This window comes from Kitasatospora sp. NPDC007106 (assembly GCF_040634455.1).
In the GTDB taxonomy this organism is placed as follows: Bacteria; Actinomycetota; Actinomycetes; order Streptomycetales; family Streptomycetaceae; genus Kitasatospora; species Kitasatospora arboriphila.
The window spans coordinates 1-2536 of record NZ_JBEYFP010000816.1 but is presented as its reverse complement, the minus strand read 5'-3'; the positions used below and the strand labels follow the sequence as shown (position 1 = coordinate 2536).

Genomic DNA, 2536 nt, shown 5'->3' with positions numbered 1-2536 from the left:
GTGGCGTTGAGGGCGAGGGCGGCGTCGGTGCCGGCGGGGTCGTTCCAGCCGTCGTACAGGGTGTTGCCGGACTGGCCGGTGCCGTCGTCGATGGGCGAGCTGTCGCCCCAGATCGCGACCCGGCCGCTGCCGAAGGCGGAGGTCGCGAAGAAGGCGCCGGTGGTGCCGCTGTAGCCGCTGCGGTAGACGAGGCCCTTGACCGCCGGGTTGTCGGCGGGCTTGAGGGTGAAGGTGGTGCCGTTGCGGATGATGGAGCCGGTGACCGTGCCGAAGGCGCCGTTCAGCACCGGGTCGGTGGTGTCGGTGACGGCGCGCGGGTTCTCGTTGGCGATGTTCAGCAGGTCGACGGAGAACCCGAACGGGTCGGTGCTGTCGACGCTGTTGGTGGTCATCAGGTCGTTGATGATCGCCGGGGAGTCCCAGCCGTCGTTGTTGCGGTCGCTGACGGTGTGGTCGGAGATCAGGAACAGGCCGCCGCCGTGCTGGACGAACGTCATCACGGCGGTCTTCTCGGCGTCGGTGAGCCGGATGTTGGGCTCGGGCAGCACGAACTCGTCGAAGTTGGCGAGATCGAGCGCGCCGCCGGTGCCGTAGGTGATGGTGGACCCGGCGGGGAGGGTCTTCAGGCTGTACCGGCCGGTCTTCTGGAGGGCCACGCCCCAGGCGGAGAGGGCGCCCGTCCACGAGGTCTCGGTGCCGGGGTCGGCGTTCTGGCCGAGCGGGTCGGGCTGGCTGGTGGAGATGATCCAGTCGGCGTTGCCGGCGGTCTCGGCCTTGCTGTTGTCGAACAGGATCCGCTTCGGGGTGCTCGCCGCGGCGGCGGCCCCGGCGGCCGGGGTCGAGGTGGCCGCGGTCCCGGCCGCTGCGGCCCGGTGCGGCACGGCGCCCGCACCGGCGAGGACGACCAGCGCGGCGGCGGCGAGGGCCAGCGGGCGGGCGGTGTTCATGGATCTGATCACGGGTCAGCACTCCTCGTGCCAGGGAGGTAACAGCTGGTGCGCGCTACGCGCGTAGGCGCGGCCTCACGGTGTCATGTCCGGGTGATCGCAGCTTGAACGGAACACGTCGCGTCGACGCCCTGCGGGGATCCCTGAAGGAGCGGTGCTCCCCCGCCGCGGCGCGCTCCGCCGACGGGGGATCTTCTCGTCCGGTCGGCGCGCCTGATGGATGTGGAGCCGGGGCCTGTGGCAGATGTGGGCGGCACGACCGACCGTCCCGAGGAGTCCCGATGCGACCACCCGTCTCCCATGACCCGCCGCGGTACCGGCCGTGGCAGGTGCTGCTGTGGATGCTCGTGCCGGTGGCCGTCGCGCTCGGCGTCTACTGGTACGGCCGCACCCTCACGCCCGACTACACCAGCGGCCTGTTCGGCCGGGAGGGCGACGACGCCACCCGGCTGAAGGCCCGACTGGGCAGCGCGCTGTTCGGCCTGGCACTGGTCCAGCTGCTCCTCGCGCTGTGGATGTACGGACGGCTGCCGGGCGCGCCCCGCCCGGCACCGAGGCCCGTCCCGCCCGTCCACCGGGTGACCGGGCTGCTCGCCTTCCTGCTCTCGCTGCCGATCGCCCAGCACTGCCTGGCCACCTACGGGGTGCAGCTGAACAGCCCCCGGGTGGCACTGCACTCGATCACCGGTTGCGTGCTGTACGGCGCGTTCGTGGCCAAGGTGATCGTGGTGCGCAACCGCCGGCTGCCCGGCTGGATGCTGCCGCTCGCCGGGGGCGTGCTGGTCTGCGCGATCGGCCTGCTCTGGTACACGGGCGCGCTCTGGTACCTCAACGGCTACGCGGCCCCCGGCCTGTGATCACCGGCGGATCTCCCGAACCCGATCGTGCACGGGTGAACGCCGGCCCCCTGCGCCACGTACTGGAGGGTGTACGACTCGCCCGGCCGCCACCCCGGGGCCGGAGGTCTGCCGAAAGGAGAGTCGACCATGCGACGCCTCATCTGGGCGGCGGCGCTGCTGCCCGCCCTCGCCCTGGGAGCCGCGGCCTGCGGCAGCAGCGGCGGCGGCTCGAAGTCCGCCGCGGCACCGGCCAACGCCTACCCGCCGGCCTCCGACTCGCCCACTCCCGGGTCCCAGTCCTCGGGCCAGTCCGGCGCCACCGGCACCGCGGTCGTGGTGCACGACTCGGACCTCGGGAAGATCCTGACCGACAGCCAGGGGCGCACGCTGTACCTCTTCGAGAAGGACAGCCCGTCGATGTCCGCCTGCGACGGCGCCTGTGCCGTCGCGTGGCCGCCGCTGACCACCACCGGCGCCCCGCAGCCGGGCACCGGGGTCAACGCCGCCGACCTGGGCACCATCACCCGGGCCGACCACCGCACCGAGGTCACCTACCACGGCCACCCGCTCTACTACTACGCCGGCGACCACAAGCCCGGTGACACGACGGGCGAGGGCTCCAAGGCGTTCGGCGCCGGCTGGTACGTCCTCGACGCCAGCGGCAACAAGATCGACAACGACTGAGCTCCCGGGGCGCGCGCAGCGGGCGCGGCCGATCCGCGGTGACCGTCCCCGCGGCCCGGGCGGATC

2 protein-coding genes and 1 pseudogene are annotated in these 2536 nt (G+C 72.8%); 2 read left to right on the top strand and 1 reads right to left on the bottom strand.

Going from position 1 to position 2536, the window contains the following annotated elements:
• Positions 1 to 947: pseudogene (locus tag ABZ641_RS32750) on the bottom strand (hydrolase); the annotation flags it as partial.
• A 281-nt stretch (positions 948 to 1228) separates the two neighbouring features.
• On the opposite strand from ABZ641_RS32750, the gene ABZ641_RS32745 reads away from it, so the two are divergent.
• Complete coding sequence (locus ABZ641_RS32745) at positions 1229 to 1804, top strand: DUF6529 family protein (RefSeq protein ID WP_344628384.1); 576 nt, start codon at positions 1229 to 1231, stop codon at positions 1802 to 1804.
• Between the two features lie 129 nt (positions 1805 to 1933).
• Positions 1934 to 2470, top strand: coding sequence for a hypothetical protein (locus ABZ641_RS32740; RefSeq protein ID WP_359987749.1), 537 nt, complete (start codon positions 1934 to 1936; stop codon positions 2468 to 2470).
• The last annotated feature ends 66 nt before the right edge of the window (positions 2471 to 2536 follow it).

Excerpts from the sequence above, each read along its gene's own strand:
- ABZ641_RS32745 (WP_344628384.1), top strand. The coding sequence starts at position 1,229 with ATGCGACCACCCGTCTCCCATGACCCGCCGCGGTACCGGCCGTGGCAG.
- ABZ641_RS32740 (WP_359987749.1), top strand. The coding sequence starts at position 1,934 with ATGCGACGCCTCATCTGGGCGGCGGCGCTGCTGCCCGCCCTCGCCCTG.